Annotated in this window: 26 protein-coding genes; 14 read left to right on the top strand and 12 right to left on the bottom strand. The window is 61.3% G+C overall.

Features of this window, described 5'->3' with window-relative positions:
- Positions 1–6 precede the first annotated feature (6 nt).
- The 8 genes from FJV83_RS08700 (at position 7) to FJV83_RS08665 (ending at position 4,697) form a co-directional block, all read left to right on the top strand.
- Positions 7–756 (top strand): SDR family oxidoreductase, encoded by a 750-nt coding sequence (locus tag FJV83_RS08700; RefSeq protein WP_142885951.1) that lies wholly within the window; start codon positions 7–9, stop codon positions 754–756.
- A gap of 61 nt (positions 757–817) precedes the next feature.
- Entirely contained in the window at positions 818–1,237 is a 420-nt protein-coding gene (locus FJV83_RS08695; RefSeq protein WP_185973390.1) for a DUF6130 family protein, read from the top strand.
- Between the two features lie 42 nt (positions 1,238–1,279).
- Positions 1,280–2,209, top strand: coding sequence for an MBL fold metallo-hydrolase (locus tag FJV83_RS08690; protein ID WP_142885953.1), 930 nt, complete (start codon positions 1,280–1,282; stop codon positions 2,207–2,209).
- Positions 2,210–2,337: 128 nt separating this feature from the next.
- A complete protein-coding gene (locus tag FJV83_RS08685; protein ID WP_142885954.1) occupies positions 2,338–2,934 on the top strand; it encodes a pyridoxamine 5'-phosphate oxidase family protein in 597 nt (198 codons plus the stop codon).
- A gap of 14 nt (positions 2,935–2,948) precedes the next feature.
- Entirely contained in the window at positions 2,949–3,290 is a 342-nt protein-coding gene (locus FJV83_RS08680) for an SH3-like domain-containing protein (protein ID WP_142885955.1), read from the top strand.
- 2 nt (positions 3,291–3,292) lie between these two features.
- The gene (locus FJV83_RS08675; protein ID WP_142885956.1) at positions 3,293–3,946 is read left to right on the top strand and encodes a nitrile hydratase subunit alpha; all 654 of its coding nucleotides are present in this window, start codon (positions 3,293–3,295) and stop codon (positions 3,944–3,946) included.
- Complete coding sequence (locus FJV83_RS08670) at positions 3,943–4,287, top strand: SH3-like domain-containing protein (RefSeq protein ID WP_142885957.1); 345 nt, start codon at positions 3,943–3,945, stop codon at positions 4,285–4,287. The genes FJV83_RS08675 and FJV83_RS08670 overlap by 4 nt, the downstream gene beginning before the upstream one ends.
- Entirely contained in the window at positions 4,284–4,697 is a 414-nt protein-coding gene (locus FJV83_RS08665; RefSeq protein WP_142885958.1) for a DUF302 domain-containing protein, read from the top strand. Before FJV83_RS08670 ends, FJV83_RS08665 begins: the two co-directional genes overlap by 4 nt.
- A 35-nt stretch (positions 4,698–4,732) precedes the next feature.
- On the opposite strand, the gene FJV83_RS08660 is transcribed toward FJV83_RS08665, so the two are convergent.
- The 4 genes from FJV83_RS08660 to FJV83_RS08645 are packed head-to-tail and all read right to left on the bottom strand — an operon-like array spanning position 4,733 to position 9,159.
- The gene (locus tag FJV83_RS08660) at positions 4,733–5,569 is read right to left on the bottom strand and encodes a response regulator (RefSeq protein WP_142885959.1); all 837 of its coding nucleotides are present in this window, start codon (positions 5,567–5,569) and stop codon (positions 4,733–4,735) included.
- A 41-nt stretch (positions 5,570–5,610) separates the two neighbouring features.
- A complete protein-coding gene (locus FJV83_RS08655) occupies positions 5,611–6,042 on the bottom strand; it encodes a response regulator (protein ID WP_142885960.1) in 432 nt (143 codons plus the stop codon).
- The gene (locus FJV83_RS08650) at positions 6,039–6,737 is read right to left on the bottom strand and encodes a response regulator (protein ID WP_142885961.1); all 699 of its coding nucleotides are present in this window, start codon (positions 6,735–6,737) and stop codon (positions 6,039–6,041) included. The genes FJV83_RS08655 and FJV83_RS08650 overlap by 4 nt, the downstream gene beginning before the upstream one ends.
- Positions 6,738–6,741: 4 nt before the next feature.
- Positions 6,742–9,159 carry a PAS domain S-box protein gene (locus tag FJV83_RS08645; protein ID WP_246691827.1) on the bottom strand — a complete coding sequence of 806 codons (2,418 nt, stop codon included), beginning with the start codon at positions 9,157–9,159 and terminating at the stop codon, positions 6,742–6,744.
- A 1,251-nt stretch (positions 9,160–10,410) separates the two neighbouring features.
- Between FJV83_RS08645 and FJV83_RS08640 the strand changes: the two genes are divergently transcribed.
- The gene (locus FJV83_RS08640) at positions 10,411–11,877 is read left to right on the top strand and encodes a M81 family metallopeptidase (protein WP_095773741.1); all 1,467 of its coding nucleotides are present in this window, start codon (positions 10,411–10,413) and stop codon (positions 11,875–11,877) included.
- A 78-nt stretch (positions 11,878–11,955) separates the two neighbouring features.
- On the opposite strand, the gene FJV83_RS08635 is transcribed toward FJV83_RS08640, so the two are convergent.
- From FJV83_RS08635 to FJV83_RS08610, 6 genes are all read right to left on the bottom strand, one after another.
- Entirely contained in the window at positions 11,956–12,981 is a 1,026-nt protein-coding gene (locus FJV83_RS08635; RefSeq protein WP_142885962.1) for an ABC transporter ATP-binding protein, read from the bottom strand.
- The gene (locus tag FJV83_RS08630; RefSeq protein ID WP_246691826.1) at positions 12,978–14,021 is read right to left on the bottom strand and encodes an ABC transporter ATP-binding protein; all 1,044 of its coding nucleotides are present in this window, start codon (positions 14,019–14,021) and stop codon (positions 12,978–12,980) included. Before FJV83_RS08630 ends, FJV83_RS08635 begins: the two co-directional genes overlap by 4 nt.
- Positions 14,018–14,911 (bottom strand): D,D-dipeptide ABC transporter permease, encoded by an 894-nt coding sequence (gene ddpC, locus FJV83_RS08625; RefSeq protein WP_010914232.1) that lies wholly within the window; start codon positions 14,909–14,911, stop codon positions 14,018–14,020. Before ddpC ends, FJV83_RS08630 begins: the two co-directional genes overlap by 4 nt.
- Positions 14,911–15,927 (bottom strand): ABC transporter permease, encoded by a 1,017-nt coding sequence (locus FJV83_RS08620; RefSeq protein ID WP_032928857.1) that lies wholly within the window; start codon positions 15,925–15,927, stop codon positions 14,911–14,913. Before FJV83_RS08620 ends, ddpC begins: the two co-directional genes overlap by 1 nt.
- Before the next feature lie 261 nt (positions 15,928–16,188).
- Positions 16,189–17,730, bottom strand: a complete 1,542-nt coding sequence (locus tag FJV83_RS08615) for an ABC transporter substrate-binding protein (RefSeq protein ID WP_010914230.1) — start codon at positions 17,728–17,730, stop codon at positions 16,189–16,191.
- A gap of 95 nt (positions 17,731–17,825) precedes the next feature.
- Positions 17,826–18,509 carry an XRE family transcriptional regulator gene (locus tag FJV83_RS08610; protein WP_095773697.1) on the bottom strand — a complete coding sequence of 228 codons (684 nt, stop codon included), beginning with the start codon at positions 18,507–18,509 and terminating at the stop codon, positions 17,826–17,828.
- Between the two features lie 129 nt (positions 18,510–18,638).
- Between FJV83_RS08610 and FJV83_RS08605 the strand changes: the two genes are divergently transcribed.
- From FJV83_RS08605 to FJV83_RS08585, 5 genes are all read left to right on the top strand, one after another.
- A complete protein-coding gene (locus FJV83_RS08605) occupies positions 18,639–19,790 on the top strand; it encodes an FAD-binding oxidoreductase (RefSeq protein WP_142885963.1) in 1,152 nt (383 codons plus the stop codon).
- A 26-nt stretch (positions 19,791–19,816) separates the two neighbouring features.
- Complete coding sequence (locus tag FJV83_RS08600; RefSeq protein ID WP_142885964.1) at positions 19,817–21,079, top strand: amino acid deaminase; 1,263 nt, start codon at positions 19,817–19,819, stop codon at positions 21,077–21,079.
- Between the two features lie 53 nt (positions 21,080–21,132).
- Positions 21,133–22,797, top strand: coding sequence for a serine hydrolase domain-containing protein (locus FJV83_RS08595; protein ID WP_142885965.1), 1,665 nt, complete (start codon positions 21,133–21,135; stop codon positions 22,795–22,797).
- A gap of 56 nt (positions 22,798–22,853) precedes the next feature.
- A complete protein-coding gene (locus FJV83_RS08590; RefSeq protein ID WP_185973383.1) occupies positions 22,854–23,459 on the top strand; it encodes a pyridoxal phosphate-dependent aminotransferase family protein in 606 nt (201 codons plus the stop codon).
- Between the two features lie 68 nt (positions 23,460–23,527).
- A complete protein-coding gene (locus FJV83_RS08585) occupies positions 23,528–24,325 on the top strand; it encodes a M55 family metallopeptidase (RefSeq protein WP_142886068.1) in 798 nt (265 codons plus the stop codon).
- A gap of 80 nt (positions 24,326–24,405) precedes the next feature.
- Here the strand turns inward: FJV83_RS08585 and FJV83_RS08580 are convergent, their stop codons facing one another.
- Complete coding sequence (locus FJV83_RS08580; protein WP_246691825.1) at positions 24,406–24,996, bottom strand: DUF1349 domain-containing protein; 591 nt, start codon at positions 24,994–24,996, stop codon at positions 24,406–24,408.
- 119 nt (positions 24,997–25,115) lie between these two features.
- Positions 25,116–26,003 (bottom strand): alpha/beta hydrolase, encoded by an 888-nt coding sequence (locus FJV83_RS08575; RefSeq protein ID WP_142885966.1) that lies wholly within the window; start codon positions 26,001–26,003, stop codon positions 25,116–25,118.
- Between the last annotated feature and the right edge of the window lie 104 nt (positions 26,004–26,107).

The following is a 26,107-nucleotide window of genomic DNA, read 5'->3' as shown; positions in this document are numbered from 1 at the left end:
TTTGCCGTGGGCAAACTCGACGGAAAGGTCGCCGTCATTACCGGCGCGACGAGCGGCATCGGCCTGGCAATGGCCAAGCGATTTGCCAAGGAGGGCGCTCGGGTCTTCATGACGGGCCGCCGGAAGAAGGAACTGGACAGCGCGGTGCTCGCAGTCGGCAATGGTGCTCGCGGCATCCAGGGTGACGTAGCCGACATGGCAGATCTCGACCGCCTCTATGCGATCGTCCGCGACGACGCCGGAACGATTGACGTACTTGTCGCCAATGCCGGCGGCGGCGAGTTCGCCGCATTGGGCGCGATCACCGAAGACCATTTCGACAATACCTTCCGGACCAACGTCAAAGGCACGCTCTTCACTGTCCAGAAGGCGCTGCCGCTTCTAAAGGATGACGCCTCGATCATCCTGGTCGGTTCGACGGCCGGAACGACGGGAACGCCGAATTTCAGTGTCTACAGTGCCACCAAAGCTGCCATCCGAAACTTCGCGCGCAACTGGATACTCGATCTCGCTGGCCGAGCCATTCGAATAAATGTCCTCTCTCCCGGAGCGACATCGACCCCCGGCTGGCATGATCTCGCCGCGTCTCCGTCCGCGCATGACGAGATGATCCGTTTTGTTTCGACGACAACACCCTTGGGGCGGCTTGCCCACCCCGATGAAACGGCGAGCGCCGCGCTCTTCCTGGCCTCGAGCGAGAGCAGCTTCGTTACCGGGAGCGAGTTGTTCGTCGATGGCGGGTCAGCACAGATCTAGGTGAGCCGCATCTCTGCTGAAGGATTTCGCGATGAAGCTCATTCTAAAGGATCTGATCGCCATGACCGCAGCCGGCATGATCGCCACCGGCGCCTCCGCTCAAACCGCAAAGGACATCGTCGGGCCATCGCCGCTGGTCGCCATCGAGAATGAGCCGGCGCCGAAGCTCATCGTCGACCCGCCCTTGGCCGAGCCGCTGTCGCACGGACTCGTCTTCATCCAGTACCGAACCGAGAACTTGCGCGTCGTGCCGGTGTTCGGCAAAGGCGCCCTCGATGTCTCGCCGCGCATCGGCCATGTCCACATCACTGTCGATGACGCGCCCTGGCATTTCGTCGATGCGAGCGGCGAGACGATCATCGTGGTCGGTCTGAAGCCTGGTCCCCACAGGGTATTGATTGAGCTGGCGGATCCGACACATCACGTCATCGATAGCCAAACCGTGAGCTTCGACATCCCGGCCAAACCAGGTACGCCTTAGCGCCTGGCCGGACGTGCAGCCAATGGACGAAAGGTGATTGCCATGGACCTCGATCGTGTCACCCGTCGGCAGGTGCTCGGTGCCGCCAGCGTGCTGGCAATGTCGTCGCTTCTGCCGAAAGCGGCACACGCGGCGCCTGCCTACAGCTTCTCGCATGGCGACTTCCAGATTACTGTGCTCAGCGACGGCTTCATCTCAGTCCCCGGCGAGATCCTCGTGCCCGACGTCCCTGCACAGGAAAGAGCGGCCATCCTCAGTCGTATCGACGCTCCGGGCGGAGTTGTTCGCGCCAAGGCCAACATTCCGCTGCTGCGCAAGGGGAACGACCTCATCCTCGTCGATATCGGCGGCGGCCGCAAATACCAACCGACCGATGGCCGCCTCGCAGAGGACCTGCAGAGCGCCGGAATAGATCCTGCCGCCATCACCAAGGTAATCTTCACCCATGCCCATCCGGACCACATTTGGGCAACATTGGTCGAAAGTGGCGGCCTGCGATATCCGAATGCCACTTACCATGTCGGCGCATCCGAATGGGATTTCTGGATGGACCCGAATTATCTGACCAACATGCCCGACGCTCTCCATGATTTCGCAAAGGGCGCACAGCGGGACCTCAATGCGATCAAAGACCGGGTCGTGATGCTGAAGCCCGGCGACGACGTGATCCCGGGATTGAGCGTTCTCGATACGGCTGGCCACACACCGGGTCACGTGTCATTCGAACTGGCAGGGTCCGAGGGACTGCTTATCACTGCGGACGTGGCCAACAACCAGATCGTCTCGTTCGAACATCCGGATTGGAAGTTCGGCTACGACACACTTCCGGATCTCGCCATCCAGAATCGGCTCAAGCTGCTCGACCGCGCGGCGACCGACAGGATCAAGCTGCTTGGGTACCATTGGGAATATCCGGGGATCGGATATGCGGAGCGCAAGGGCAGCGTATTCCGCTTTTCAAGCGTGGCTTGAAGACCACGTGTTGAAAGTGAAGGATGAGTTCACAGGACGTGCAGGGCTGCCCCGAAGACGTCGGGCATCCCACAAGGTTCTTTCCGTTGTTCGGCTTGTTTCCTCGACTGGATAGATTCGGAGTTCCAATGCCTGAGAAGTTCGGGGAGATCGCATTCACCAGTGCCGTGAAGGCCGTCCAGGATGCCATGGGCAGTCGTAAGGCCTATGCCCGACGCGAATTTGGGCCTGATATCAATGGGCGACTCGGCGAAGATGAGATTGCCTTCGTCGGGGCGCGCGACAGCTTCTACATCGCTTCGGTTTCCGAAACCGGCTGGCCCTACGTCCAGTTCCGAGGAGGTCCGGCGGGCTTCCTGCACGTTCTCGACGAACGGACCCTCGGCTTTGCCGACTTTCGCGGCAACCGCCAGTATATCACCACCGGCAATGTTGCCGGAAATGACCGGGTCTCGCTGTTCCTCATGGACTATGCGAACCGGCGCCGCCTCAAGATTTTCGGGCGAATGCGCGCCGTCGACGTTGACGACGATCCAGGGCTCGCGGAACGGATGGTGATTGCCGATTACGGCGCGGTGGTCGAACGATCCATGGTGATTACAGTCGCGGCGTTCGACTGGAACTGCCCGCAGCACATAACCCCGCGCTTCGCGGAGAGCGAAATTGCCACGGCGTTCGCGGCGTTTCGACAGGGAAGCACCAGAAATTGCGAGCCGGACACTTGAACAAGGAGGAATGAATGGAGGGCCGATCAGACTCGCCGGGGCGCTTCGGCGTCGTGCTCGCTACGGACGAGGCGCCGATCTTCCAGCCTGGAGACCGGGTCGGTATCCTTACGCGCGCCCCGATCGGCCACTATCGCGTACCGATCTATCTGCGCGGTAAGAAGGGGGTGATCGACGCCGTGATTGAGCCGGCTGCGGTCGACAACGAGGAGGAAGGCTTTGGCCGCAACGCCGGGTCGAAGCGCCATTATTACCGCGTGGCGATCCCGATGACCGAGATCTGGGCCGACTATGTCGGCTCGCCGCGAGACGGGCTGCGCATCGAAATCTTCGAGACATGGCTTGAAAGAATCTGAAGATGACCAAACCTGACCACGATCACGACGGGCATGATCATGCCCACCCCGAGATCACGCAGGGCGAGGCGCCGGGCTATTACGACATCATGGAGACGGCGGTGCGCGAGCTTTTGATTGAGCGCAAGCTGATCCGCGCCGACGAGATCCGTCGCCAGATCGAGGTGATCGACTCGCGGACCCCGGCGCTTGGAGCAAAGGTCGTGGCGCGCGCCTGGGTCGATCCTTCGTTCAAGGCCCATCTGCTGGAGAACGGCCGCACCGCCTGCGAGGAACTCGGCATCAGCTTCTACGACGATACCCAACTGATCGTGCTGGAGAACACGCCGGAGGTTCACAACCTGATCGTCTGCACCCTCTGCTCATGCTACCCGCGGCCCGTGCTAGGCCTACCTCCGGACTGGTACAAGCTGAAGCCCTACAGGGCGCGCGCAGTCTCCGAACCCCGCGCCGTTCTCGCTGAATTCGGTACGGAACTACCGGACGACGTCGAACTCCGCGTCAGCGATTCGACGGCGATGGTCCGCTATCTCGTGCTGCCTATGCGTCCGGACGGCACCGATGCCTATGACGAGCAACAACTGGCCGATCTCGTGACGCGCGACGCGATGATCGGCGTGATCCCCGTCAGACTTGAGCGTGAGGTTGCAGCATGACCGATACCCAGCACCTTGTCAGCCGTCTACCCAACGACATCGGCGGGTTGTCGTCGGAACCCGTCACGCGGGTCGACCACGAGTTGGAACCTTGGGAAAAGCGTTGCCATGCCTTGGCCGACGTCCTCGATTTCCACAAGATCATCAACACTGAGGAAAAGCGCTGCGGCGTCGAAGCCCTTGGCGCCGAGATGGTCGGCAAGCTCAGCTACTATGAGCGCTGGATCGTCGCCTTTGCCAATATTCTCTTCAGGAAAGGCGTTCTCACGCCAACCGAACTTGCCCTCAAGATGAAGGAGGTAGAGGCGCGGTGGTCCCAGCCAGGCAATGGCTCGGTATGACCCCACAAGGTTTTATCGCGCGCGAAAGTAGCTTCGATCCCACGGTGACCATGGATCGTCTCATTGCAGCGGCGGTCGCTGACGGAATGGCCATATTGGCGCGCATCGACCACACCGCGGCAGCTGCGAAAGTCGGCATGGACCTGAGGCCGACCGAGGTCCTGATCTTGGGCAATCCGAGGACCGGGACACCGATCATGCAGGATGTTCAGACCGCAGCGATCGACCTGCCGCTGAAGGCGCTGGTGTGGCAGGATTCAGCGGGCAAAACCTGGATTGCCTACAACGATCCCATGTGGATCGGCAACCGTCATGGGGTCGGCGCTCACACGGAGCCACTGCTGCGCGGGATGGCGGACAAACTTGCAAAAGCAGTCGCCGCCGCATCGGGCGGTGCGCGAGTCAGCTGACGTCGTACTCAGACATTAATGTGTCCACGCCACGATCATGGCGCCGCATTCCAAGGAACTGAGGCGGACACTGTGAGGCTGATTGCGTTCAGCAAGTCTTCGTGCCGCACCGGCTTCGTCAGGAAATCAGATGCACCGGCCTTGATTGCACGAACCGACATGGCGATGTCGGCGTGACCACTGATGAAGATAATAGGCACGCTGGCGCCAGCGCGAAGCAACTTGTCCTGAAAATCCAGGCCGCCCTGACCCGGCAACCAAGCATCCAGAACGATACAGATCGGCGGCTGGAGTTGATCGCTATCCAGGAAGGCACGCGTCGACTGGAAGGTCTCGACGCGAAAGCCGGCGGAACGAATAAGGCCAGCGAGGGCCTCAAGGATCGAGGCGTCGTCGTCTACGAGGGCAACGTATTGCTCTGACGGAGAAATCTGGTCGTGAGGAGACCTGAGCCAGATCGGAAACAAGGAGGAGGGAATCGGTACTGCAGCGGGCGCCGATGGTTCCGAACCAGGTTCCGGATCGGCGAGCAGATACCCACGTCCTGGAATGGTCTTGATCAAGTCTCCCTCCGGGCCAAGCGCTTTGCGAAGCGACGCTACCTGGAAGCGGATATTGGATTCATCGACGGTGGTGGAGGGCCAGACACGTCTTCTAATCTCGACCTTGTCGACCAGTTGACCGCGCACCTGGAGCAGGGCGACGAGAAGATCGAAAGCGCGGCCGCCGATCGGGACTTTCTGCCCGTTGCGAAGCAGAAGGCGAGAGCCTGGGAGAACACGGAACCGCCCAAAGCGGATTGTTTCCGCCGCGGCGCGAGCGGTTACTCCCAGGGTCATGCAACCTGATGTTTCCGTCTGGTACGTCTGCATTGGCAGCTCCACGATACCGGTCCGGGCACTCTGGCCGGGCCCTAGGGGCCTCTGCCTCTCAGGGCGGTTTCAACGACTTCCAGAAGGCGCTCCGACGAGATGGGTTTCGACAATACCTCGATGGCGCCTGCCCTCATTGCCTGTGCTCTGTATCCGTTTCCGGCAACTGCGGTGATGACGATGGTTGGGATGGAATGTCCCGTCGAGATCAGTTCTTTTTGAAGCTGAAGCCCGGACTTTCCCCCCAATCGAATGTCGGTAATAATGCAGTCGACCGCGGCAAGCTTGCCGGACTCGAGAAATGCTTCAGCCGACGCGAAGGTAAGGACCCCATAGTCAAAAGCCCGCAAGAGTCCCTCGATCGCCTCGCGGACCAAGGCATCGTCGTCCACGCAGGCAATGATGAGCGGTCGTGATGTGATTTTTGTATCCCTCATCACGGCGATAGTGCACGAGGCAATCTGCTCGTTCAATTCGACGAGAGGTGACGAAACCTAGCCATAGGTCGTGTGCTGTCACTGCTTTGGTCCAGCGCAGCTGCGTGACCGTCATTGAGAAGGTCTGCCATCCTAACCAGCGCGGCGATGGAATCCGCTGCCATCTTGCGCATCACCTGCCCTCGGTGAAGCTTTACAGTAGCCTCCGCAATCCGGACCTCAGTCGCGATCCGGCTGTTTTGCATTCCGGTCACGACGAGGGCCATGATCTCGCGCTCCCGGACTGTCAACTTAGCGTACCGTGCCTCCAACGAAGTTCTCAGCTTCGTTTGTCCGAGGCACAAGGCATCCTGCCTTATGGCTTTGTGAACGGCCTCCAAAAGGTCTTGCTCTCGAACGGGTTTGGTCAGGACATCGACTGCGCCGCCTCGCATTGCACGAACGGCCATCGGCACGTCGACATGGCCACTGATGAAGACAACTGATCGCGGCGTTCCAGTCCTGGCAAGCATTTCCTGAAGTTCGAGACCGCTCTGTCCCGGAAGACGAATGTCAACCACCAGACAACCGGGCCGCGTAGGTCGGTCATCCGCCATGAACTGCTGTACCGAACCGTAAGTTTGAGCCGACAGCCCCACGGATTCGAAAAGTCCTCGAAGCGCCTCACACACACTCTTGTCGTCGTCGATGACGACTACCGTGGGTTTGTCAAAACTGGTGTCCTTGCTCATCTCACTATGCCGCCACGGCCAGAGGCACGGTAAAATGGAACACGCTGCCTTTAGGAGTGTTCTGGGATGCCCAGATCTGCCCACCATGCCCGTCGATGATTGATCGGCAGATGGAAAGGCCCATCCCGATCCCATTTGGCTTGGTTGTGAAGAATGCGTCGAACAGACGGTCGATGGCGTGGGGATCGATACCCGGTCCGTTGTCTGTAATGCGTACCTCAGCAAACCCCTCGTCGCCGATAGAAACTTGAATATGCAACAGCGGCTGTCCATCCGGGGTATCAGCCATAGCCTCGACGCTGTTCAGGATCAAGTTCAGCACGACCTGTTGAAGCTGTGTACGGTCACCGAACACCTCGGGCTTGTCGTCCGAAAATTCCAGCGTCGGCTGGATGCCCGCCCGGCCGAGCTGTCCCTGAATGAGTTCAAGCATTTCTCTGATCGCCTTTCCCAGGTCCATTCGTTCGATCAGCGGCGACGATTTGCGCGCCAGTGCGCGGATGCTTGCAATGACTTCACCGGCGTGATGCCCATCCCTGACAATGCGTTCGGCCGCTTGCCTTGCCTGGGCTACATCAAGCTTGCCCTCCTCCAGCCACCGCAGGCATGTCGCCGCGTTGGTGACGATGGCCATGAGCGGCTGGTTCACCTCATGCGCGATCGACACGGCAAGCTCGCCCATGGTGATCAGTCGGGTCACATGCGCGAGTTCGGCCTGGGCCTCGCGCAGTTCTTCCTCGGCGCGCTTTCGGTCGTCGATGTCCGTGTTGATGCCGAACCACTGGGTGAGATTGCCAGCAACGTCGTAAAGCGGGTTCGTGCGAAACAGGAGCCAGCGATATTGTCCATCGGCGCGACGCATGCGCGCTTCAGCATCGCCGCCGCGCCCCGATTCCAGCATTGATGCCCACCTCCTCAAAAGACGCTCCAGATCATCCGGATGAACCGCAGTGGACCACCCACGACCGAGAGCGTCCTCGGCCGAAAAGCCGAAAAAATCTAGGTAGTGCTGGTTTGCGAACGTGGCCGCGCCGTCCGGGGAGGCTGTCCAAACCAAGCCCGGGATGGTGCTGATGATCTCCTGTAGCTTGCGTTCGCTCGTCCGGAGCGCGGCCTCGCTCTCCTTCAAAGCGTCCTCAGCCCGCTTCAGGTCTTCAATGTCTATATTGGCGCCGAACCACCTGACCGCTCCGCTTGAGTCGATGAACTTCCGACCAGCGAAATAGAACCGTCGATACTCGCCGTCGTGGCGACGGAGACGAGCCTGATTGACGGCCCAGTCCAGGTCTAGTTGCGCCTTCCAGCGAGCGACCATGCCGTCGACATCGTCGGGATGCAGCAGGTCAACATATCCCCACCCCATGATGTCGCGCTCGGGCAGGCCGGCATATTCGAGATAGTGTTTGTTCACATAGTCGGCGCTTCCGTCCGCCCTGCTTGACCAGACGAGCAAGGGCAGCGAGTCGATCATGAGGCTGAAATTGCGTTCTGTCGCCGCGAGCGCCGCTTCGGCCGCTCTCAGTGAGTCTTCCGTGCGCTTACGGTCTTCGATGTCGGTATTGACCCCATACCACCGCACGACATTGCCATCGTCGTCTAGCAGAGGGGCCGTGCGGATCAGCGTCCAGCGATATTCACCGTCTGCCCGACGCACGCGCCCCTCGAGGTCGCCCCCCTGTTTGGAAGCCAACATCCCCTGCCAAGTTGAAAGGAGACCCGGCAAATCGTCGGGATGGAACTGCCCGAGAAAACCCAGGCCTTTCATCTCTTCGTAAGTGCGACCCACGTAGTCCAAATGATGCCGATTGATGAGCTCCACCATTCCGTCGGCGGTAGTGCAATATGCCGCTGCCGGGATCGTGTCGATGAATAGCTGCAGGGCGCGTTCGCCTTCGGCTGGCGCCGCCTCGGTTGGCTCACGATAACGGGCGTCGCGGGGCAGCGGCCGATTGGCCAGATCACGCACCTCGCGAAACGCGACCGTGGCATGAGTGACCGCCACGCCCAGCCGCAAATGCTCCGTTTGGCTGGGGAAGTCGTGGCGACGCGAGCCTGCCACCAACCAACCGATCCCTGCGGCGATGCCCAAAGGAAACGCTACAACCGAGATCGACATCTCGTTAGCCAAAAGATGCGTTGGGCGCAGCTGCGGGTCAGTGTCGAGCCAGCGTCCAATTCGTACCGACATGTCGTCGGTTTCAAGCGCGCTACCCAGGACTTGTCCAACTCGGGTGAACGCGTGTACCGCTTCATCCGGGCGAAGATAGACAAAATCCAGATCCAGCATACCACAGAGAGCGGTAAGGAGGCTTTCCGCGATAAACGTTGTGTCGCGCCCTCTCCAGGTGCCAGTCAGATCGAGAATATGGGTGAGATCGTCACCGCATTTCTGAAGCTCCTGGAATTCGCTCTGTGCACCCATATGTGGCTCCGCCCGCCCCTACATTTGGAACCGCGCCCTCTGTAGGCGGATACGGTGATATTAGCGCGCTTTAGCGAAAGGTTGCTCTGCATTTCATGCCAAAGTGGCCAGTTTTTTTGACGACCCATTTCGATACGCCGGCCACGACAATACTCGGTGATTAACGGAGCAGCCTCCCGTCTTCCCCACATTCCAGCGAGCTGTTTGCTATTAGTTGTCCTCTTCTGGCGTAGGCTATCCGTCGCTATCGTCGCGATTTGTGCATGACGTTTCGTGATCGCTTTCACAATCCAACACGGTTCGTAAGTAGCCGTTCGCTTCCAATCACCCCTTCCGCAACTGCCTCCGGGCGGTGGAACTTCTCGCTCGATGACCGATATGCGGCGCCGAAGCCGTCATTCAACAGGCGCAGCGAGCACGATGGCCATAAAGCGGTTCGGCGGACGCGAGTCAGGATAACGCAGCTGCAATGACCATTGGGACACGGTCGCCGCAGCCTTTCTCGAGTTGGCGCTCCAAACCATCCCGTTCGCACGCCGTTACCGCCCTTTGCCGCCCCTATCCTCCAATGGTCTTTTCAGCCTTGAAACAGCTGGGCTACGAATGGCTGTGCGCAACCTCATCGACGAACAGGGGCAAGGTAAAAGGTAGCGACAGGCATAGATCGTCCGGATCATGTTCATGCCAGAACCAACGAACTGAGTCCTGCGCAGAACAAAGCGAACTGGTCCACTTCCGAACGAAGTTGGTCATAAGTGATTGATATTGAAAGATTTTGGGGGGCCCGGAGGGTCAACGTTTCCTATTGGAAATCAATACGTTAGCGGATGGTTCGCCAACCCATTTCCTTCGTATTCTCTCGTATGGTCTGGCGAACCTACGGACGTTGAACGCGAGTAATTGCAGGCTTCGAGACATCGCCGATGTAGCCGCAGGTCGCGAGGAACCCGTGTAGTGAATGACTAAAAGGGGCCGAGCGCGGACGGACAACTCCAATCTGTTCAACTTTCCCCGCCACAACCTCTCATCGTCCGAGCACCGCGATCTGCGATGCACCGCCATGGCGACGTGGCGCCAAATCTCCAGGGTCGCGGCCACCTGAAACCCAACTTCACGGCGACCTCAGTGCCCGTTCGTCGACGACTTTACGATGCCCATATTTTCAAGGTCTGTCGGCAATTGACTTTCCGAACATAAACACTTTTATATTGATCATAAAAGTTGTTTCATGTCGGCGCCAGAGGTGGTTTCGTGAAGTTGTTCATTGCTGGATTGGACACCGAAACCAACACGTTTTCTCCGATACGCACCGGCCATGACGCCTTTGTAGAGGGCCAGATTGCGCATGGCGACGCCACGACGAAGCCGCTGAATTGCTGCTCTTCACAACTCTTTGTCTGGTATAATGCCGCTCGCGAGCGCGGCTGGACTGTTGTCGAGAGCCTATGCGCAGTGGCGGAGCCCGGCGGCACGACGACACGCTCCGTCTACGAAGATTTCCGTAGCGAAATCCTGCGCGACCTCAAAGCTGCCATGCCGGTGGACGCCGTGCTTCTCGCCTTGCACGGCGCTTGCGTTGCCGAGGGTTACGACGATGTCGAAGGCGATCTGCTGGCCCATGTCCGTGCGCTGGTCGGACCCGATATCCCCATTGGCGCGGAGCTCGATCTGCACTGCCATTTGACGCGGCGCATGATGGAAAGCGCCACCATCATCGTGGCCTATATGGAATATCCCCACACCGACATCGAGGAGCGCGCCGGCCATCTGTTCGAGCTGATGGTCAAGGTGCTGGCCGGAGAGATCCGCCCGGTGATGGCGCTGTTCGATTGCCGCATGATCGGCACTTTCAGGCCCCATCAACAACCCTTGCGCGGGCTGGTCGACCGCATGAAGGCGAGCCAAGGCCGCGACGGCATCCTGTCGGTGTCGTTCGGCCACGGTTTCCCCTGGGGCGATGTCGCCGATGTCGGCGCCAAGATGCTGGTCGTCGCCGATCGCGACGCAGGCAAGGCGCACCAAGTCGCGTCGGCCTTTGGCCGCGAGATTTTCGCGCTGCGCAATGCGCTCGAACCCCATCATCTCACCATCGACGACGCGCTTGATCGCGCGATGGCGACCGACGGCGGCCCGGTCGTGCTGGCTGACGTATCGGACAATGCAGGCGGCGGCGCTCCGGGCGACTCCACCTTCATCGTTCGCCGGGTGATCGAGCGCGGCATACGCGGCGTCGCCAGCTGCCTGTACTGGGATCCCATTGCGGTGCGGCTTTGCCGGGCCGCCGGCGAAGGCGCGACGCTGCCGCTTCGGATCGGCGGCAAGATCGGGGCGGCATCCGGCGAGCCGCTCGACCTCAACGTCACCGTGCGCCGCATCGCTTCCGGCATCACCCAGCGCTTTGGCGCGGTGCCGCTGCCGATCGGCGACGCCGCCTGGGTCAGCGCCGACGGCATCGATCTGGTGATCAACAGCGTGCGCACGCAAACCTTCCATCCCGAATGCATGACCGCGCTTGGCCTTGATCCCGCCACTCGCAAGATCGTGGTCGTCAAGTCGAGCAATCATTTCCGGGCCGGTTTCGAGCCGATCGCCAAGGACATTCTCTATGTGGCCGCGCCCGGAGCGCTGCAGCCCAATTTCCGCGATCTGGCATACACCAAGCTGCGGCAGCCATACTGGCCGAAGGTGGCGGAGCCATTCGCGGAATTGGCGCTATAATCAACGCCAGGCTTCAGCGTTTCGCGGCGCGCGAACCGGGTAGGTCGACCGCCCTCCGCGCCCGCCCACCATCCGCTTTCAGATATCACCCGCCTGCGCGCGGTGACATCGTACCGAGCGCGGCCATGCCGCCTTGTCCGGCGGTGACATGCTGACGGTTCCGGCACGATCGCCGAATTCGACGAGAGGCTGCAGGCTGTCGCAGCCTGCGGCGGCGAACGAGCAGCGGTCGCGATAGTAGCAGCCGGTTGGCAAGATCCGGTTGTTGGGAAGCTCGCCGACACGGGTCGCGGCAAGCTCGGGCAGCGGGTGCTTGAGGCTCGGAACCGTGGCCAGCAAGGTTCTGGTATAGGGGTGCGCCGGAGAATCGAGCACCTGCACCGCCGGTCCGGCCTCGACAATCTGGCCGAGATACATCACCGCCACGCGGTCGCAGAAGTGGCGCACCAGCGAAACGTCGTGCGAGATCATCAGATAGGCAAGGCCGAGCTCACGCTGAAGTTTCAGCAGCAGGTTGATGATCTGCGCCTGCACGGACACGTCGAGCGCGGACGTCGGCTCGTCGAGGATCAACAGATCCGGATCAGTGCTGATCGCCCGCGCAACCGCGATGCGCTGCCGCTGGCCGCCGGAGAATTCATGCGGCCGTCGATCCAGGTGCTCCGGCCGCAGGCCGACGGAAGCAGCGAGTTCGGCGGCGCGCGCCCGCAGCGCGGCTTTTGACATTCCCCCGCGCACATGCAGCGGCTCGGTGATCAGGCGCCAGACCGGCAGGCGTGGATTGAGCGAGGATTGTGGATCCTGGAACACGATCTGCATCTGCTGGCGGATTTCACGTTTGCGCCTGCCACGCGCTTCGTGAAAATCCTGGCTGTCGATCACCACCTTGCCCGAGCTGCGCTCGACAAGGCCGATAATCGCTTGGACGAGCGTGCTTTTACCACACCCGGACTCGCCGACGATGCCTAGGCTTTCCCCCGGGCGGATCGTCAGGTCCACCTTGTTGACGGCATGGACATGGGAGGTGGCCCGGCCGAACCAGCCGCCGGGAATCGGAAAATTGACGGTAAGGTCTTCGACGCTGAGAAGAGGCGCGGTCGTCATTGCGTGGCCTCGCGCGCCTTGATCGATGGTTGGAATGTCTCGCGCCGCCAGCAGGCGACGATATGATCGGGAGCAGGCGCCATCGAAGGAGGCTTTGCGAAACATTGATCGTTGGCTTCCGGACAGCGTGGCCGGTAGAAACAGCCCGGCGGCGGATCAAGCAGATTGGGCACGGTGCCGGGGATGGCCTCCAGTTCCGCTTTCGGCTCCACCCGCTCCGGCAGACAGCGCAGTAGCGCTTGAGTGTAGGGGTGCTGTGGCGCTTCCAGCACGGCCCGCGTCGGGCCGGACTCGACGATGCGGCCCGCATACATGACGTACAGCCGGTCGCAGAGCTGTGAGACAACAGCAATGTTGTGCGAAATGAAGACAACCGAGGTGCCGGTTCGCTTGGCGCGATCGAGGATCAGGCGAAGGATGACGGCCTGCACCGTCACATCCAGAGCCGTGGTCGGCTCGTCGGCGATGATCAAGCCGGGGTTGCACGAGAAGGCCATGGCGATGAGCACGCGTTGGCGCATGCCGCCCGACAGTTCGAACGGATAGGCCCGCATGATCCGCTCGGGTTCCGCGATCAGCATGTCCTTGAGAATGCCGCGCGCCGTGCGCTCGGCTTCGGCCTCACTGACCGCTTCGTGGCGCTGGATGACGCCGACAAGTTGACGGCCAATCCGGATGGTCGGATTGAGCGCGTTCATCGGCTCCTGGAAGATGGTCGAGACCAGCTTGCCGCGAACGTCCTGGAGTTCGGTTTCATCCATCGCGAACGGATCGCGGCCAAACAGGCGGATACTGCCCGCGGTGACGCGGTAGCGGCCCTCCGGCAGGAGCCTTGTCGCCGCCATCGTGGTCACCGACTTGCCGCATCCCGACTCGCCGACCAGGCCAACGATCTCGGACGCCCCGATTTCGATCGTCACGTCGTCGAGCGCCTTGATCGCGCCGGCGTAGGTGGGAAATTCCAGCGACAGGCCGTCGATAGTCAGGGCCGCGGGTTTTTGCCCGGTTGGCCTCAGGATTTCGGATGCCGCCACCATCATCGTCCCCCCAGCCGTGGATCGAGCATGTCGCGAATGCCGTCGCCAAGCAGGTTGCAGCCCATCGCGGTGATCAGGATGGCAAGGCCGGGGAAGGTGCAGTACCACCATTGGTCGAGGATATAGTTGCGCCCCGTGCTGACCAGCGCCCCCCATTCAGACGTCGGCGGCTGTGCGCCAAGTCCGATGAAGCTCAACGCCGCGGCAATCAGCACAATGCCGCCAAGGTCAAGCGTTGCCTGCACGATGATCGGCGACATCGCATTGGGCAGGACATGCCAGCGCAGGATGTAGAGTGGCGAGGCGCCGAAGGTGCGCGCCGCCTTGACGAAGACCCGTTCCCTCAAGGACAGCGTCTGCCCGCGAGCCAGCCGCACATAGGCCGGTATGCGCACCATCGCCACGGCCAGCATCGAGTTGACCAGGCTCGGGCCGAGTGCCGCCGCGAGCGCCATCGCCAGAACCAGCGCCGGCAGCGCCATGATGACATCCATCAGTCGCATGATCGCCGTATCGATGCGACCACCCAGTATGGCAGACATGCAGCCAATGATCACGCCGATGCTCACCGATATCAGGACGATCATGAACGCCGCGACGCATGAGGCACGCGACCCGTAGATGATGCGTGAAAACAGGTCGCGACCGACTTCGTCGGTACCGAACCAGTGAAGCGCGCTCGGTGGCTGCAGACGCGCGGACAGCATCAGCTTGTCGGGATTGTAGGGTGCAATCAGCGGCGCGGCGACGATCATCACGATGACCATCAAGATGATCACCGCCCCAACCAGCGTCAGTGGGCTGCGGCGGGTCAGATACCAGAAAAAATGTAATCGCGACTTCCAGCCAGCGGCGGCGGCGACACTTTGTGTTGTCGAAGATGCGACGCTCATCACCCGATCTCCCTGATCTGCGGATCGGCGAACATGTAGGCGATGTCGACGATCAGGTTGATGAGGACGTAGCCGATCGATGCAACCACGGTGAACCCCATGATCGCCGGGAAATCGAGAGTCTGGATCGAGGTCACGACATAGGTGCCCATGCCCGGCCATGCGAACACGGTCTCGGTCAGCACCGCGCCGTAGAGAAGGTCGCCGAGCGCCAGGCCAAGCAGCGTGATCGACGGGATCAATGCGTTGCGCAAGGCATGGTTGAAGATGATGACCCGGCGTCGCAGGCCACTGGCGCGAGCCGTTCGGATGTAGTCCTCCTGAAGGACGTCCAGCATCGAAGCCCGGATCTGGCGCGTGATGACGCCGAGATTGGCAAAGGCTAGCACGGCGGAAGGCAGGATGAGATGCCGCACGCTGCTCCAGAAAGCGTCCATGCGGCCTTCGAGCAGGGAATCGATCAGGAAGAAGCCGGTGATGCGCGTTGGCAACGCAATGCCCATGTCGATGCGACCGCTCCCGGGCAGAATGTGCAGCTTGGCGTAGAACAGCAGCACCAGCACCAGTGCGAACCAGAACACCGGCATCGAGATACCGCAGACCGAGATGGTGCGAGCCACCTGATCGATTGGTCCGTCCTTGTAGATGGCGGAGGCCACGCCGAGTGGAATGCCGATCACGATCGACAGGATCAGCGAGATGGCGCCGAGCTCCATCGTTGCCGGCAGGAAGGTGGCAATGTCGCCGGCAACCGAGCGGCGCGTCCGCAGCGAGGTACCGAGGTCGCCATGAAGCAAGTTGCTGACGTAGATAGCGAATTGATCCCATACTGGCCGATCGAGCCCGAGATCGCGCCGCACACTCATCAGCGTTTCGGCGCTTGCCCTGTCACCGGCGATCATCCGGGCGGGATCGCCGGGGATCAGGTGGGAAATGATGAAGGTGATGACCGCGACGCCGAAGACGACGAAGAACAGCATCACGAAGCGGGGAATGATAATGCGCATGATCGTCATTTGAGGTCGGTCCTCGCGGCGCTGCGGGCTTCTTTTGCCTATGAAACAGGGCGGCCGGAAAGGCGTCCCGCCTCCCCGACCGTCAGACATTGTTCGGCGCTTCCCGTGTTCAAGCCATCATCGAGATTGCACAGCACGACGCTTCCGGGGATCGTCCGGAAGGCATCTGGTGGGCAGCACTCTGCGAGGCAGGGATGCCGAAAAGGTCAGGGTCCATATGGGCGACGAACGGGAGCGCCATCGGCGCTCCGTCGCGCGCGCTCATTCCGACTTCGACATGGTGGCGAAGTTGTAGACCTGGATGAGCATCGGGTTGTAGACGTAGCCCTTGACCACGGCCCGTCGCGCGAAGATGTCGTTCTTCTGCATCAAGTAGAGATAGGGTGCGTCTTGCGTCGACAGCTTCTGTGCCTCGAGGTAGAGCTGCTCGCGCTTCGGCTGGTCGATGATGCTAGCGGCCTCGCGAACAAGGCCGGCAACCTTGGGATTGTTGTAGAAGGCGCGGTTACCTGGGCCGCCCATCCGGTCCGGATCGAACCAGTAGTTCATGAACATGTAGGGGTCGGCGAAATCGGGCGTCCATGCGCCAGGCGCCAGGTCGTAATTGCCGCTTGCCGCCATTTCGCGTTTTGTGGTGTCGGCAACAGCCTGCAGATCGAGCTTGATGCCAATGTCGGCGAGATTTGCCTGCAAGGCGAGGCCGACCGGTTCCCAGGCCGTGTCTGCCTGCGAGAATGTGTAGGTCAGATGGATGTCGGATTTGCCGGCTTCTTTCAACAGTGCCTTGGCTTTTTCGACGTCGTAGCTGTACTGGAAACCGTTGGGGTCGTGCGCCCACATGCCGTCCGGAACAGCGCCACGCATCTGCTCGGCCTGGCCCTGCATGATGCCGTCGACGATGCCCTTGTAGTCCACGGCATAGGAGATCGCCTGGCGCACGCGCGCATCGTCGAGCGGTGGGCGTTTGTTGTTCATATAGACGTAGTTGACGTAGAGGCTTGGATTGCTCTCGACAACGATGTTGGGATCGCCTTTGAGCGCGGCCGCCTGGTCGACCGGGACCTGTTCGATGATGTCGGCATCGCCGTTGACGAGCTGCAGGCGGCGCGCCGAGATTTCACCGACGGTGCGCACCACGATCTGCTTCAAGGCCGGAGTTGACCCAGCGTAATGCTCGTTGCGATCGAGGACGACGCTCTGGTTGCGTTCCCAGCTGGTGATCTTGTAGGCGCCACTGCCGGCCGTGTGCTCCGCCAGCCATGCCTTGGCCATGTCGCCATCTTTTTCATGCTCCATCACTTTCGGATTGATGATGGCCGCGCCGGAGACGGCCATAGTCGAGAGGAACGGTGCGAACTGCGACGACAGGATGAACTTGACGGTGCCCGGATCGACGACCTGAACTTCCTTCAGCACGGGAAAGGCATCGGAAGGGCCGGCCTTGAGCTTCATTGCGCGGTCGAAGCTGAACTTGACCGCTGCCGCGTCGACAGGTGTGCCGTCATCGAATTTGTGGCCCTGGGCCAGCTTGAAGGTCCAGACCGTGTTGGTGTCGTCGACGGACCAGCTTTCCGCGAGCTCCGGAACGACCTCGGTGGTCGCGCCCTTGTAGGCAACCAGATGCTCATAGGCGGCATAGATGAAGGTATAGCCGCTGTTGCTGATCTCGACGCCAGGGTCCGCGGTCGGCGCGTCCTCCGCCCGGCTGAGAACCAGCACGTCCGACGCGGCCCATGCTGTTTGCGTAAGCGATGATGTAACTAAAAGGGCAAGGCCCAGCTTCTTCCAGTGCGCGAAAACCATCTATCTACCCTCTGAGGTTCGGCGGACTCGAACGACGCCTGTTCCGGCAATTTGTCCGCAGGATCAGATTAGGCAGCGATTTTCCTAAGCGCAACTTATTTTCTTATCGTACGCGCCAGTTGATCGGTATTGGCGCGTGGCGCCAGTTTCGAAATGGCACTTTCAGCGATTGAGGACGAGCCGATCGCGTCGATCAGTTCTTTCTCGGACGTGGAGCAAACGCAGACAAAGCACGCCGGCTTCTCGCTGACCGTCACGTATGCATGGCCCATCGTTGCGTCGAAATAGACGGAGTCGCCGACCTTCAAGGTCACCGGCTCATAGTGTTCGGTGTGGAGCTCGAGCTCGCCTTCGACCACATAGGTATATTCTTCACCGACGTGGCGGATGAAGGCGCCGAACTCTTCCATCGTGCGGGCGTGCGCCACGCCAAACATCGGGACGATCGACTTTTTCGAGATGTCGGTGCACAAATAGAGATAGTCGTAGTTCTTGGTCTTGATGGACCTGCCCTCGCCTGCCCTGCTGATCGTGCGGCGGCCCAGTGGGCTCGGGGTGGCTTCCGTGGCTCGGGTCCCGAACAGTTCGACAATGTCGACCTTCAGCCCATCGGCCAACTGGACAATGCGGTCGTAGGTCAACGACATCTGGTTGTTTTCAACCTTGGACAATGTCGATATGGCGAGCCCGGTCATCGCGCTGACTTGCGACAGCGTCCAATGGTTGCGGGTGCGGATTTCCCGCACGAAATCACCCAGGCTGGCTTTCTGATCCATCATTTCCGTTGCCGTATCCCGCATTTCTGGCCCTCAAAGATATTACATTCTATTTTTTTGCGCGATACGGAAAACTTCTTGATCAATCGGAAAAATAAGTTTCTGATGAGATCAATCGGCTTGGAGTGAACGATGTTCGATTTTGTTGTTGTAGGCGGCGGCATGGCGGGCGCCTCTGCGGCCTATGAGTTGGCCGACGGAGCGAGCGTTCTGCTTCTCGAGCGTGAGGGCCATTGCGGCTACCACACGACTGGCCGCTCGGCCGCCCTCTTTTCGGAAACCTATGGCAACGCCACCATCCGGTCGCTGACGCGAGCCAGTCGCGGTCTGTATGAAACGCCACCGGCCGGCTTTGCTGAACATCCCCTGCTGACGCCGCGCAATGTGCTTTTCATCGCACGCGCCGATCAGGAAGAGAGCATGTTCAGGATGGTCGAGATATTCGCCCAGACTGGCGAAAAGCCGTCGCTGGCTCTCGATACAGACGCCGTGTGCAGGCGCGTGCCGATCATGCGAGCCGACTATGTGGCACAGGCCCTCCTCGATGAAACGTCGATGGACATCGACGTTCACGGCTTGCATGAAGGCTATCTGCGCGGGGCGCGCAGCCGGGGTGCTCGCATCGCGGTCTCCGCCGAAGTCGTGGATGTAGATCGGGGTCCTTACGGCTGGCGGATCTCCACGAACAACGGGCAATTCGAGGCAAGGACGATCGTCAATGCCGCTGGCGCATGGGCCGACGCCATTGCAGCCATGGCCGGTGTTGCAACAGCCGGACTAACACCGCTGCGGCGCACGGCCATGATGCTGGACCTGCCTGATGGCGTGGACGGTTCATCTTGGCCGCTTGTGATTGACGTCGACGAGGAGTTCTATTTCAAACCGGAGGCCGGGCGGCTTCTCGCTTCGCCGGCGGATGAAACGCCAAGCGCACCTTGTGATGCACAGGCCGACGAGTTTGACGTCGCCGTCGCCATAGACCGCATCCAGCAAGCGGCCGATCTGCCCGTCCGTTCGATTTCACGCCGCTGGGCGGGCCTGCGCACTTTCGCCGCTGATCGTAGCCCGGTGGTTGGCTTCGACCCGCGTTGCGAGGACTTCTTCTGGCTGGCAGGTCAGGGCGGCTATGGCATCCAGACCGCCCCGGCGCTGGCCAAGGTGGCCGCGGCGCTGGCCCGCCGCAAGACAGTCGCCGACGAAATTCTCGAAACCGGCTTCGATCCCGATGCGGTGTCACCGGCTCGCCCCGGCCTTGGCAGCGCCTCACATGTCTCCGTTGCGTAGCTCTGTTTTTGGGGGGAGATCGGCCAATGGCCTTCAATCTTGACGCGCTGGCGTCGGTTGTTGTGGACGACAGCATCAAAGGCATTCCGTTCGGCGCAAGGCTCGGAATCGCCGATATCGCCAATCAGGGCTGGAATGTCCTGGCCGGCGACTTGCCACTGCCCGCCGCAATTATCCGTGCCGATGCGCTCGCCCACAATTCGCGCTGGATGCAGCGTTTCGTATCCGAGCGCGGCGCGCTGATTGCACCGCATGTCAAGACGACGATGTGCCCGCAGATCATTGCCCGCCAGATCGCCGATGGCGCTTGGGGCGTAACCGTCGCGACAGTCCAGCAGATGCGCGTCTGCCGCAATTTCGGTGCGGACCGGATCATCCTCGCCAATCAGGCGGTCGGGCGATCGGAACTCGACGCGATCACCGCGATGGTCAAGGAGCCGGACCTCGATTTCATGATGATCGTCGACAGCGCCGTCGGCATCGAAGCGGCGGCCGAAGCAGTGCGCCGCAACCGCCTCGACCGCCCGCTGCAACTGCTTCTCGAACGCGGCTACCCTGGCGGCCGCACCGGCTGCCGGACCAATGACATCGCCCTTGCCCTTGCCAGGCAGATACGCGCCACCCCGGAGCTTCGCCTTGTCGGGATCGAGGCGTTCGAAGGTCTGATACAGACCGAAAACGGGTCGCCCGAGCAGGCGGTCGCGCTTTTTATGGATGAAATCGCCGCGCTCTTTGGCCTTTGCGCGGATGATGGTTTGTTCGAGAGCGATGCGCCGCTGGTCACCGCCGGCGGCTCCTCGCATTACGATATCGTCATCGACAGGTTGGCGCACTGCACCGCCCGCGTGGTGACCAGAAGTGGCTGCTACGTCACGCACGATTCAGGGTTCTATCGGATCGCCCATCAGCGCTTGCAAGCCAAGATCGGAGAGCAGGACGGCCTGCGCCGGGCGCTTGAGATCTGGACCTATGTGCAGTCGATTCCAGAGCCGGGGCTTGCCCTGCTGACTGCCGGCCGGCGCGACTGCGGCACGGATTCGGGATTTCCCGTGCCGCTGCTCCTGTCGAGCGCGGGCGCCTATCCACGGGACTTGCCGCCAAGGTGCGAAGTGATCAACCTCAACGATCAGCACGCTTACATGCGCTTCCCGCCCGATCTACCGCTTGCCGTCGGCGACCGTGTCGGGCTCGGCATTTCCCATCCATGCACGACATTCGACAAGTGGCAGATCATCTACCTTGTCGACAGCGACTACAGGGTGATCGAAGCGATGAAGACCTTCTTCTGAGCATTCGGCGAAAGACCCTAACTGCTTCCGCTTGATTTTCCGAGGAGACCACAATGAGCAGACTTTCCGCCGCTGCCATCGAGCTGTTCGAGGACCTGATCCGGCAGCAGGTCGAGGACAAGGCGATCCCCTCCATCTCCTATGGCCTTGTCGACCGCGACGGGCTAATGAGGGCGGGCCATATCCAGCGCCATGACCGCGGCTTCGTCATGGGCGACGACACCTGTTTCCGCATCGGCTCGATCACCAAGACCTTCACGGCCGTCGCCATCATGCAGCTGGCCGAAAAGGGGCTGGTCGACCTCGATGTCGATGTCTCCGAATATCTGCCTGGCTTCAAGCCACAGAACCCATTTGCCGGGCGCGAAGGCGGGCCGCACGGCGCGCAGATCAGCCTGCGCAAACTGATGAGCCACACCGCCGGCCTGGTGCGCGAGCCCAAGAGCGGCCACTATCTCGACGCGGCGCGGCCGCCGCTGGCCGACACCGTTGCCGAACTCGCCACCTCGACGCTGAAGCAGGATCCGAGCCTTGGCCAGATGCATTATTCCAACGCCGGCATCGCCGTGGCCGGGAGGGTCATCGAGACGCTGACACGCAAGAGCTATGCCGAATACGTCAGTGAGAACATCCTGAAGCCGCTTGGCATGGACCAAACCTCGTCGGGCCTGGCGCCCGGCATTGCCGAGCGGCTCGCGCCTGCCGACATGTGGACGCTGGAAGGCGACAGCCCGGCGCCTGTGTTCGACCTTGGCGGCCCACCGGCCGGCAACATCTATTCGACCACCAGTGACATGGCGCGCTATGTCCAGTGCCTGCTGCGCGGCGGCTTCGCGCCGGATGGCTGGCAAATCGTCTCGCCCGGATCGCTACGCGAGATGTGGGTGCCGATCGGCAAGCGCGCCTCCGGCGAAAGGGTGGCGAACACCTATGGCCTGTGCTTCGGCGTCGGCGACGTCGACGGCTGGACGTCGGTCGGCCATGGCGGCGCCGTCTACGGTTATTCGTCCCAGATGATCCTGCTGCCCGCTGCCGGCGTCGGCGTGCTGATTTTCTCGACGCTGGATTTCTCTAATCAGATAGGCGCACGGCTCGGCGTCGAGGGCCTGCGCATCGCGCTGGCCGAGCGCCGTATGGGAACACTGCCGGTGCGGCCGCAGAGCCTGCCGCCCGTCGCCGCCGACCAGCTTGTGGCGCTGCCTGGCCACTACCGGCACGACACCTCCGGCGAAGTCGTCGAGGTCAAGGCCAAGGCCGGCAAGCTCTTTCTGATGGGTGAAGGCGTGCCGTTGCAGATCCGCCCTGTCGCCGGTTCGGATTTCACCATTGACGGGCGTATCTATGGACACGGCGCTGAATATCCGCACATGAACCTGTCGTTTCCCGCTCCCGGCGCACTGGTGTGGAAAGGGGTGTACTGGTCGCGCATCGACGCGCTGCCCGCTGAGGCGGTGCCGGCCGAAATCGCGCCGCACCTCGGCAAATACGGCCCGGACTTCAACATCACCTATCTGAGCTACAGCCATGGCGAGCTGAAATGCCTGATCGAGTATTTCTGCACGCACGGCTGCGAGCCGGTGGAGGCCGGGCGCTTTCGCATGCACGGCCTCCTCTACGAGGAGGAGATCCTGGAAATCGACGCCATCGACGATCACGGCCGGCGCGGCATCCGGGTCGGCCCGATGTTCCTCGAGCGCCGGCACGCGCCGGCCGCCTGAACGGAAGAACGCCAATGGCAATGCCGATTATGATGGAATCGCCGCTGGGTGCCCGCATGCGCATCAACGGCCGTGAGGTCGATTATTTCTGCGGCACCAGCTACTTCTGTTTGCATGGCCACCCCGAGGTCATCGAGGCCGCCTGCACCGCCACGCGGCAGTTCGGCATGGGTCCCGGAACATTGGCGCAGATGCAGGCCTATACCGACCTGGGCGAGCGGCTTTGCACATGGTTCGGCGTCGAGCACGTCGTTTCCATGATATCGGGCTACACTGGCCCGATGACGCTGCTGCAGGGGCTGCGCGACGATTTCGATGTGGTGTTCGTCGATGCCGCCACGCACCACAGCGCCCGCGACGCCATCCCCACGCTCGGCAAGCCAGCCCACAGCTTCGGCCATCTCGATGCCGGCAACCTGGCTGAAGCGTTGTCGCGTGATGTCGGACCGGGGCAGCGTCCCGTTTTGGTGGTTGACGGCGTCTTTCCCTCGACAGGCGCATTGGCGCCGCTTGCGGATTGCCCCAAAGCGATGGCGCCGTATGACGGTGCGCTCTTATGCGTCGACGATTCCCAGGCGTCGGCGCGATCGGCGAGAGTAGGCGCGGGTCGCTTGAACATGCCTGCCTCGAGACTGAAGGCAACTATTTTGCGGGCACCCTGAGCAAGGCTTTCGGCGCGCTCGGCGGCGTCATTCCGGGCGACGCGGCACTTGCCGAGAAGGAACAGATCATGAAGGTATTCATCAGCGCCGACATCGAAGGCACCGCCGGCATCACCAACTGGGACGAAGCCAAGAAGGGAAATCCCGACTATGCCGAGTTCCGCGAGTACATGACCGACGAATTGGTCGCGGCCTGCGAGGGCGCCAGGGCGGCGGGCGCCACCGAAGTGGTGGTGAAGGACGCGCACTCCACGGCGCGCAACCTCATTCTGTCGAAACTGCCAGACTATGTCCGCATCGTGCGCGGCTGGAGCGGCCACCCTGACATGATGATGTTCGGCATCGATATCAGCTTCGCCGCAGCGCTTTACACCGGCTACCACAACAAGGCGGGAACCGACACCAACCCGTTGGCGCATACCTTGACCGGCACGGTATCGCGGTTGCTGATCAATGGCGAGGTCGCCTCGGAATATATGCTGAACGCGCTCTGCGCGGCACGCTATCGCGTGCCCTCGGCATTCCTCAGCGGCGACGCCGGCATGTGCGCGGATGCCAAGGTTCTGGTGCCGGCCATCGGTACGGTAGCGACAAGCGAGGGATTTGGCCCTGCGACCTCGTCACTGACGCCCGGAGCCGCCGTCAAGGCGATCCGCGACGGCGTTGAAGCGGCATTGTCACGCGACCTGTCAGTTTGCCTCCCCCGGCTCGCCGACAGTTTCGAACTGGTCGTCGAATACACCACTCCGGTCGAAGCCTATGGTGCCAGCTGGTATCCGGGTGTCGAGCACGTTGCGGCGCGCACGCTGCGCTTTAAGGCTGCGGATTTCTTCGATATTCAGCGCGCGGTGCGTTTTATCGTTTAGGGATAGGGAAAGACACCCTGCGCACCAGCCGTCATCGCTCCTTGCCGCTTCCGATGAGTATGAGGTTGGGCGGGTTCGCATTACTGCCCGTTGCGCAGGTCCGCGATGACGTCAAAATTCAGCTCCACGTCGCTGAATGTCGCAGTTACGCCCGTGCCAGTGGGGGACTGGACCCCTAGTCCGATCTTGATCGGCCGCTCATCCAGGCCGGTGATCGTGAACCAGCGCAGAAACTTCCAGAACTTCCCGTCTTCGGAGAAATGCAAGGCACTCGTTTTGCCGTCGCAGTAGATCCGAAGATAAACGAAAGCTCCGGGAAATTTGGGACCATCCGAATCGTCCGACGTGGAACGGGTGACGACGCTGACGATAGTAGGCAGTTGATCGGCGGAATACTCGAAAGCGACCTTCGCCCAATTTTCCTCATCGGCCTCGATGAAAAGCGCTCCAGCGTCATACGCGGATGCAAAATCAACCGACACCTTGGCCGACAGGGAAAATACCGGTTCAGCTGCTTCCCACACCAGCCGCGGCACATTGGCCATGCGTGCCGCGCCTGCGGGTGAGAAAAACCAGTCCGTCTTCCCGTCAGAACGAAAAGACGCGGTGCCGCCACTAACGGCGACGCTGCCATGCGCCGCTCCCTCTACCGTCATATCTTCAAGGCGCAAGATTATCTCCTATGGTTTTCCGGTACGAACCAGACGACGCAAGAAACATCGTCCCGTGCGCTCGCTGGGGGCATGGGTGACGGCTCAGCTGGCCTGGCTCGCAAAGGTCCCAACACAGGTCAGACGTTCAAAAATCTGCCGAACCACTCGACAGTGCTCGGAATGAGAACATTCTCTACGGTGTCCGGCGAGGTTTCGGCATTCCAGTCATGACCGGAATCCACCTCGACGAGATCATTGACCCCACCGTGATGGATCAGCAGCGACCGTCCCTCCGCCGGCTGCGGCGCCACAATCATTTCGCGCCTGCCGACGACGACCCGCAGTGGACCGTGATATCTCGAGATTGCTACGGCAGGAGCAAACAGCGGCAGTTCCTTGTAAAACGCCGCCTTCAGGGTTGTCTCGCCTCCCCAGGAAAGCTTGGTTCTGATCTCCTCTGAGGCTTCTCCCGCGATGGCCCTGGCCACGGCCTCGGCGCCAACGAGGTTTGAAAAAGTCGACATTGGGTTCGTCACCGGCGCCCACAGTACTACCGCGGATGCCTGCGGTCGTAGCGCGGCAACATGTGAGGCGACCAGACCGCCCTGGCTGTAGCCGAGAATGCCGACACGGCTACCGTCGACGTCGCGCAGCGTCTGTAGGTAGTCGTAAGCCAGCATCGCGTCGTTAATCTGGCCCGAAAACGTCGTGTCGATCCAATTGCCAGCGCTGTCGCCCGAACCGTTGAAGTCGATTCGCAGCGTTGCAATACCTTGCTCGGCTAGCTTCGCAGCAGCATAGGCGAACAGTCCAATACCCGTTTTGGCGAGCTGGAATTCATTCTTCTGACCCGTGAATCCGTGCAGCATCAGAACGACAGCCGGCGCTGCGATGCCGCAAGGCCTGTTAAGGATGCCAGCAAGGCCCCGGCCTTCACTGTCGATCCTGACTACCTTCTCGCCGGCGTCGCCGTAATTGCCGGCGTGGACGGCTGTCCTCTCATCTTTAATGAACCTCGACTTCACCAGCCCGTCCCCTTACTCCTGCCCCAATCTCCGCGGTGGCGACTTCGGTATCGAATGGCACCGTGCCATGTGGGACAGTTCGAAGTTCCAATCCTTTTGACGCG

This window comes from Mesorhizobium sp. WSM4307 (genome assembly GCF_007003945.1).
Taxonomy (GTDB): domain Bacteria; phylum Pseudomonadota; class Alphaproteobacteria; order Rhizobiales; family Rhizobiaceae; genus Mesorhizobium.
Note: the sequence above shows the minus strand (reverse complement) of the source record. Positions and strands in the feature narration are given on the sequence as shown.

Bases quoted from the DNA above. Each gene is read 5' to 3' on its own strand.
- FJV83_RS08695 (WP_185973390.1), top strand. From the start codon at position 818: ATGACCGCAGCCGGCATGATCGCCACCGGCGCCTCCGCTCAAACCGCA.
- FJV83_RS08690 (WP_142885953.1), top strand. From the start codon at position 1,280: ATGGACCTCGATCGTGTCACCCGTCGGCAGGTGCTCGGTGCCGCCAGC.
- FJV83_RS08685 (WP_142885954.1), top strand. From the start codon at position 2,338: ATGCCTGAGAAGTTCGGGGAGATCGCATTCACCAGTGCCGTGAAGGCC.
- FJV83_RS08680 (WP_142885955.1), top strand. From the start codon at position 2,949: ATGGAGGGCCGATCAGACTCGCCGGGGCGCTTCGGCGTCGTGCTCGCT.
- FJV83_RS08675 (WP_142885956.1), top strand. From the start codon at position 3,293: ATGACCAAACCTGACCACGATCACGACGGGCATGATCATGCCCACCCC.
- FJV83_RS08670 (WP_142885957.1), top strand. From the start codon at position 3,943: ATGACCGATACCCAGCACCTTGTCAGCCGTCTACCCAACGACATCGGC.
- FJV83_RS08665 (WP_142885958.1), top strand. From the start codon at position 4,284: ATGACCCCACAAGGTTTTATCGCGCGCGAAAGTAGCTTCGATCCCACG.
- FJV83_RS08660 (WP_142885959.1), bottom strand. From the start codon at position 5,569: ATGCAGACGTACCAGACGGAAACATCAGGTTGCATGACCCTGGGAGTA.
- FJV83_RS08650 (WP_142885961.1), bottom strand. From the start codon at position 6,737: ATGAGCAAGGACACCAGTTTTGACAAACCCACGGTAGTCGTCATCGAC.
- FJV83_RS08645 (WP_246691827.1), bottom strand. From the start codon at position 9,159: ATGGGTGCACAGAGCGAATTCCAGGAGCTTCAGAAATGCGGTGACGAT.
- FJV83_RS08635 (WP_142885962.1), bottom strand. From the start codon at position 12,981: ATGACGACCGCGCCTCTTCTCAGCGTCGAAGACCTTACCGTCAATTTT.
- FJV83_RS08630 (WP_246691826.1), bottom strand. From the start codon at position 14,021: ATGATGGTGGCGGCATCCGAAATCCTGAGGCCAACCGGGCAAAAACCC.
- ddpC (WP_010914232.1), bottom strand. From the start codon at position 14,911: ATGAGCGTCGCATCTTCGACAACACAAAGTGTCGCCGCCGCCGCTGGC.
- FJV83_RS08620 (WP_032928857.1), bottom strand. From the start codon at position 15,927: ATGACGATCATGCGCATTATCATTCCCCGCTTCGTGATGCTGTTCTTC.
- FJV83_RS08615 (WP_010914230.1), bottom strand. From the start codon at position 17,730: ATGGTTTTCGCGCACTGGAAGAAGCTGGGCCTTGCCCTTTTAGTTACA.
- FJV83_RS08610 (WP_095773697.1), bottom strand. From the start codon at position 18,509: ATGATGGATCAGAAAGCCAGCCTGGGTGATTTCGTGCGGGAAATCCGC.
- FJV83_RS08605 (WP_142885963.1), top strand. From the start codon at position 18,639: ATGTTCGATTTTGTTGTTGTAGGCGGCGGCATGGCGGGCGCCTCTGCG.
- FJV83_RS08600 (WP_142885964.1), top strand. From the start codon at position 19,817: ATGGCCTTCAATCTTGACGCGCTGGCGTCGGTTGTTGTGGACGACAGC.
- FJV83_RS08595 (WP_142885965.1), top strand. From the start codon at position 21,133: ATGAGCAGACTTTCCGCCGCTGCCATCGAGCTGTTCGAGGACCTGATC.
- FJV83_RS08590 (WP_185973383.1), top strand. From the start codon at position 22,854: ATGCGCATCAACGGCCGTGAGGTCGATTATTTCTGCGGCACCAGCTAC.
- FJV83_RS08585 (WP_142886068.1), top strand. From the start codon at position 23,528: ATGAAGGTATTCATCAGCGCCGACATCGAAGGCACCGCCGGCATCACC.